Below are 6,058 nucleotides of genomic sequence, written 5' to 3' on the forward strand. Positions count from 1 at the left end.
CGCTCACTCCGCCGCCTCGCGCTCCGCCGCTGCCCGCTCCGCCGCCGCTCGCCCCGCCGCTTCCCGCTCCGCTGCCGCTCACTCCGCCGCCTCGCGCTCCGCCGCTGCCCGCTCCGCCGCCGCTCGCTCCGCCGCTTCCCGCTCCGACACATCCCGCCCCGACCGCCGCGCCTCCGCCTCCGCGTCTTCCAGCGCGGCGGTCAGCAGGGCAAGGGCGAGGCCCTGGCCCCAGCCCTGGGCCCATTTGCGGTCGATGCCGAGGTAGCCGTCGAGGTCGTTCATGACGGCGGTGCCGCCGGACACGTTCAGGACGCGGCCGGTATCGGAGATGTTGGCGATGACGCCGTCCAGCGCTCGGCGCACGTATTTGCCGTGCAGCGGGTTGCCCTGCACGATCATCGCGGCGGCGATGCCGGCGGTCGCGGACACTTCGCCGTAGGCGTCCGGACGGTCGAGGATCGTGCCCCAGAGGCCGTCGTCTTTTTGCAGCTTTTTGATTGCGGCCAGTTGGTCGCGCAGCGAGCTCCAGATGTGCATCATCGGCGGATACAGGTATGCTTCGGGCAGTCCGCGCGCCGCGCGGGACATCGTGTAGGCGCCCCACGCATTGGCGCGCGCCCAGTGGAGGCCGGACATGTGATCCCGATTGACGTTGTTATAGCCGTGATACCACAGCCCGGAGTCTTCGTCTTGCAAGTAGTTGATATGCCAGAAATATTGGTGCAGCGCGTCGTCGATCAGGTCTTTGCGGTCCAGCATGACGCCGGCGCGCAGCAGGAAATAAGCGGCCATGAACAGCGTGTCGGCCCAGGCCTGCTCGGGGAAATCGTTTTTGGCGGATACCGTATGCTGAAGCACCCGATCGCCGAAACGCAGGGCGTCGCGCTCCAGATAGTCGATTTTGCTCAAAATCAGATCCAGATACTTCCGCTCCTGCGTCTCGGCGTACAGCGTCAGCAGCATATGGCCCATCGCGCAGGCGTTGACCGTCCATACCGGCGGCAGGCCCGCTTCGATATATTCGTCCACCCACGTCTCCATCCGTTCCAGATAAGCTTTGTTGCCTGTCGCTTCGTACGCCCGGCTGACGCCGTAATAAGCGACGCCGCACGGCCAGTCCCAAGTGAGATCCATGTCGAGGGTGTACGCCGTCACGCGTTCGATCAACTCTTTTAAATGTTCGGTCGGGGTGTGCAGTTTCATCGGGTTTCGCTCCGTTTCGGTAGATTGGGCAGTCCGCCTACGCTGATGTAAGCGCTCTATACAAATCTATCGTAGCACAACGAACGGTACGTATTTTGCCGATTGATCCATATTCTTCTTAGATCTTGCGCGTCCGCGGCAGGTCGATATAATGGAGAAAAGCGGGGCGGAAGGAGGCAGAATAGATGCGGGAGCTGTATTACGACAACGGCAAAGAAACGCTGCTCGTCCATTATCGGAGCGGGACGAGCTACCAGATGTTTACGAGCCATTTCCATACGACGTACGAGTTTTTCCATATGCTGTCCGGTCAGCGCAAATTTTTTATCAAGGACCGCACGTTCGTCATCGAAGCCGGGGATATCGTCGTTGTCGCTCCGAACGTGCTGCACCGGACGACCAACGCGGACACGCCCGATTACGAACGGCTCGTCGTCAACGTGCACGAGAGTCATCTGGCGGCGGTCGGCGGCGCGGCGCGAATCCCTGCGCTGCGTCCGCTGTTCGAGCGCGATTACGTGCTGCTGCGGCAGGGAAGCTACGATCCGTCCGCCATCGACGCGCTGTCCGCCGAGATGGTCCGCGAGGTGCGGGAGGAGCGTCCGGGGTACGAGGATTACGCCCGCGCGCTGATCGTCCAACTGCTGATCGCCTGCTGCCGGCTGCTGCCCGAAGAAGACGGCGAACAGCCGGCGTCCGCGAATGCGGCGCACGAGCGGATCTTCGAGGTGGTGCGGTACATCAACGCGCATTACCGGGAAGAGCTGACGCTGCAGCACTTGGCCGAGCGGCTGTACATGAGCCCTTACTCCATCAGCCGTTCTTTTAAGGAAGCGACGGGCTTTACGTTCGTAGAGTACGTCAACAGCGTCCGGGTCAAAGAAGCGATCGCGCTGCTGCTGCATTCTTCGCTGAAAGTAAAAGTGATCGCGCGCAAAGTGGGCTTCGGCAGCGTGACGCATTTCGGGCGGGTGTTCAAGGAAGTGACGGGGCGAGCGCCTTTGTTTTATCGAAAAGAGGGCTGAGGACGCACATTTTTGGGCAAAAAAGGTCGGATCACGGCAGGTGGCAGGTATCAGGCGGAAGACAGGAACAGCTGCCGGAAAACAAATCAGGAACAACTGACGGAAAACAAATCAAAAATACGGTTCCCGCCCATGTCGAATGGGCGTCGGAACCGTTTTTGCGTGAAACGCTTTTATGCGGTCGGCTATCGGAAATCATGCGGGAATCTCCCGTGAAGCGCGGCTACAGCGCCGCCTCGACGGCCGCCAGCGCGCCGCGCCAGCCGCCGTGCTGCGTGATGTCGGCGTCTTCCTGCGCCGCATACGCTTCGCAGACAAAGCCGGATACGAGCTGTCCGTCTTGCAGTTCGATTCGGCCGATGCCGAGCGGAGCCGGAATATCGGCGGTGAAGCGCCCGAACGACGACAGCGGCATGCTCCACAGCTCCATTTCGATCGCGGAGCCGCCTGCATGCACCCGGACGAGGCCCGGCTTGGGCGGCGAGGTCGGCAGGCGGTACAGCTTGTACGCCGGAGCGGTCCGGACCGTCTCTACAAAAGACGCGCCCAGCCCGATCATCTGCGGCTCCAGCGTCATGCCCCGCATATGCAGGCCGCATACCGCGACGGTGATGCGGTTTGTTTCCCGTTCGATCAGCCGGGCGGCGGCGCCCAGATTCGCTTCTTCGGCCGGCCGGGCGAACAGCGTAATGCCGAAAGGCAGGCGCTGCGCGGCTTCGCCGGCCGGAATGGCGAGCGCGCTGAGATCGAGCAGGTTGCAGTGATTCGTGTACAGCCCCATCCGGCTGTTGGTGGCGATCGGATCGGCGTCGACCTGCTCGCGCGTCCACGTGCCGCCGGCGGTCGGCAGGATCAGCACGGCTTCGTGCAGCAGCGTGTCGGCGCTGCGGCGGATCTCGGCGAGCCGGTGCTGCGAGCGGAACAGGGCGGACGCGGTAAAAGAAACCTGTTCGCCCGTGCGCAGCACCGTCTCGGTAACGGGCAGGGTCGAACCCGGATGCCGCTCGATAAAAGGCTGGAGGTCCGACCAGCGTTCGGCCACGAGCGGGCCTTCGTAGAGCAGCGCCGCCGCTTCGCCCAGCATGGAAATGTCGATCTCGACGACCGGAATGCCGGTCTGTGCGATCATCGCTTTGGCTCGTTCCCACGCCGCCCGGTATTCGGCTTCGAACGGTCCGTAGAACGTCGGCGGATCGGCCGGAAGCAGGAAGCGTTTCGGCAGGGCGGCCGGCGCCAGCGGACGATCGAACGAATACGGATCGTCTTCCAACCGGCCGCGAATAGGGCGGTCCACCGCTTCCGCGTCGTCCAGCGTATTCGCGAAAGCGGTGACGCAGTCGATGCTGCGGCAGGCGGGAACGACGCCCCGCGAAGGCCAGGCGCCGACGGCCGGCTTGTAGCCGACGAGCCCGTTCAGCGCGGCCGGCACGCGGCCCGAACCGGCCGTGTCCGTGCCGAGGGAGAAGGCGGCCTGGCCCAGCGCCACGGCCACGGCGGAGCCCGAGCTCGAGCCGCCGCTGATCAGCTCCGGCCGAAGAGCGTTATGGGCCGCCCCGTACGGGCTTCTCGTGCCGACGAGACCGGTGGCGAACTGGTCCAGATTGGTTTTGCCGACGGGAATCGCGCCGGCGGCAACCAATCGCTCCACCACGCCCGCATGGCGCTCGGCCGTATAAGTATAATCCGGGCAGCCCGCCGTGATCGGCCAGCCGGCGGCTTCGATATTGTCTTTGATCGCGAACGGAATGCCCCACAGCGGATGGTCCGCCGGATTCAACGAGCGCAGCCGGTCCAGGTAAGGACGGATTCGTTCGTCCGTCGGCGGCAGAATCCAGATATTTTTGTCGGTCGTGTGCCCGGCGCGCGCGATCACGGCGGCGATGACGTCTTCCGGCGTGAACAACCCGCTGCGATAGCCGCTCAGCAGCACGTCGATCGTAAGCTTGGCAGGGATGGATGATCCGGTCATGAAGCCGCCTCCTCTTGGTCGGGTTGAATGGTGACGATGCAGTCGCCGGCACGAACCTGATCGCCGGGCGACACGGTCACGGAAGTCACGATGCCGCTAAACGGCGCGATCTGATGGAACTCCATTTTCATACTTTCTTCTATTATAAGCGTCTCGTCTTTGTGCACGAATTGGCCCGGTTCCACGAGCACTTTCCATACGCTGCCGGACATGGCGCTGTTCACCGCGAGGCTGCCTTCCGGCACGGCATTGGCTTCCTGCCCCGAAGAGATTTCCGGTTCGGACACGTGCTCGGCGATGCCGAGCGTCTTCCACAGTTCTCTTTCCTGCTGGAAAGCGGACTGCTGGGAATCGCGGAAGACGGAGGAATCGGTCTCGATCGTCGCCAGCCACTTGAGGTAATCGCCGAGATTGAACGTCGTCTCTTCCATGTCGACCGTGAAGTCGCCGCGCGGGAAGTCTTCGCGCATCCGCAGCAGTTCTTCTTCGGACACCGGGTAGAACCGGATCTGGTCGAAGAAGCGAAGCAGCCACGGCTTGCCCGGCTCGAAGTTTGCGGTATGGCGGATTTTGTTCCACATCTGCACGGTGCGGCCGACGAACTGGTAGCCGCCCGGGCCTTCCATGCCGTAGACGCACAGGTAGGCGCCGCCGATCCCGACCGCGTTCTCCGGCGTCCAGGTGCGGGCCGGGTTGTATTTGGTCGTCACGAGGCGATGCCGCGGATCGAGCGGCACGGCGACCGGCGCGCCGAGATAGACGTCGCCCAGTCCCATGACCAGATACGAAGCGTTGAACACGACTTCGGCCACTTCGTCGATCGATTCCAGTCCGTTCATCCGGCGGATGAATTCCAGATTGCTCGGGCACCACGGCGCATCGGGCCGCACGTTCTGCTGATACCGCTCGATCGCAAGCCGGGTTGCCGGATCGTCCCACGACAGCGGCAGCTTGACGATCCGCGACGGCACTTCGATCGAGTCGAGCGGCGGAAGCGCAAGGTCCAGCTCCATGATGCGCGCCGCGGCTTCCTTGACCGAGATTCGCGAGCGGTCCAGATGGATTTGCAGCGAGCGAATGCCGGGCGTCAGCTCCTTGTGGGGGATCAGGCCGCTATCTTGGATCGCCTGCATGAGGACGTATACCTGGAACCGGTACAGCAGATCCAGCTCCCGCGCGCCGTATTCGACCAGAATATTCTCGTCGCCGGAGCCGCGCACCGTGATCGGGAACCGGCGATTGTCTTCCGCATGGGCGAGCAGCGGCGCATACTGGCCGCTTGAGCGTTCCGGCAGCACCGGAAGCGGCGCGCCCTGCGGCAGATGAGCGAGAAATTGCTCCTGCTCCTGCCACAGCTGCTCGGCTTCTTCCACCGTAATCAGCCGGAACGCGACCTGATCGCCGGGGCGAAGCTGGCCGAGCTTCCACAGTTCGGCGGAAGCCGTCGTCACCGGACAGACGAAGCCGCCGAGACTCGGACCGTCCGGTCCGAGCATGATCGGCATATCGCCGGTCAGGTCGAGCGCGCCTACCGCGTAGGCGTTGTCGTGGATGTTGGACGGGTGCAGGCCGGCGTCGCCGCCGTCTTCCCTGGCCCACAGCGGCGCCGGGCCGACGAGCCGGACGCCGGTGCGGGAACTGTTGAAGTGCACTTCCCACGTTGTATCCGTGAGCTGGTCCAGATAGGCGGGCAGCAGGTATTCCTGCGTACAGTGCGGGCCGGGAATGACGCCGATCGTCCATTCGCGGGACACGGCCGGCCGCGAAGCCGGAGCCGCCGCCGGCAGCGGGCGGCCGGCGGACGGCTTCACGCGCAGCACGGCGCCGGGGCGCAGCGCGCCGCCGCCGTAACCGCCGAAGC

At 64.1% G+C, this 6,058-nt stretch carries 4 protein-coding genes; 1 reads left to right on the forward strand and 3 read right to left on the reverse strand.

Annotation, left to right across the window (positions count from 1 at the left end; translation table 11 throughout):
* Window positions 1-78: 78 nt before the first annotated feature.
* Complete coding sequence (locus tag FTE24_RS16775; RefSeq protein WP_160441803.1) at window positions 79-1,203, reverse strand: glycoside hydrolase family 88/105 protein; 1,125 nt, start codon at window positions 1,201-1,203, stop codon at window positions 79-81.
* Window positions 1,204-1,388: 185 nt separating this feature from the next.
* Here FTE24_RS16775 and FTE24_RS16780 point away from each other — a divergent pair, with 185 nt between their 5' ends.
* Window positions 1,389-2,228 carry an AraC family transcriptional regulator gene (locus FTE24_RS16780; RefSeq protein ID WP_150233872.1) on the forward strand — a complete coding sequence of 280 codons (840 nt, stop codon included), beginning with the start codon at window positions 1,389-1,391 and terminating at the stop codon, window positions 2,226-2,228.
* Between the two features lie 223 nt (window positions 2,229-2,451).
* On the opposite strand, the gene atzF is transcribed toward FTE24_RS16780, so the two are convergent.
* Window positions 2,452-4,197 (reverse strand): allophanate hydrolase, encoded by a 1,746-nt coding sequence (gene atzF / locus FTE24_RS16785; RefSeq protein WP_150233871.1) that lies wholly within the window; start codon window positions 4,195-4,197, stop codon window positions 2,452-2,454.
* Window positions 4,194-6,058, reverse strand: a 1,865-nt coding sequence (locus FTE24_RS16790; protein WP_160441804.1) for a carboxyltransferase domain-containing protein, incomplete at its 5' end; no start/stop codon positions are given. The genes atzF and FTE24_RS16790, both read right to left, overlap by 4 nt.

Source organism: Saccharibacillus sp. WB 17, assembly GCF_008634075.2.
Taxonomy (GTDB): domain Bacteria; phylum Bacillota; class Bacilli; order Paenibacillales; family Paenibacillaceae; genus Saccharibacillus; species Saccharibacillus brassicae.

Bases quoted from the DNA above. Each gene is read 5' to 3' on its own strand.
- atzF (WP_150233871.1), bottom strand. From the start codon at position 4,197: ATGACCGGATCATCCATCCCTGCCAAGCTTACGATCGACGTGCTGCTG.
- FTE24_RS16780 (WP_150233872.1), top strand. From the start codon at position 1,389: ATGCGGGAGCTGTATTACGACAACGGCAAAGAAACGCTGCTCGTCCAT.
- FTE24_RS16775 (WP_160441803.1), bottom strand. From the start codon at position 1,203: ATGAAACTGCACACCCCGACCGAACATTTAAAAGAGTTGATCGAACGC.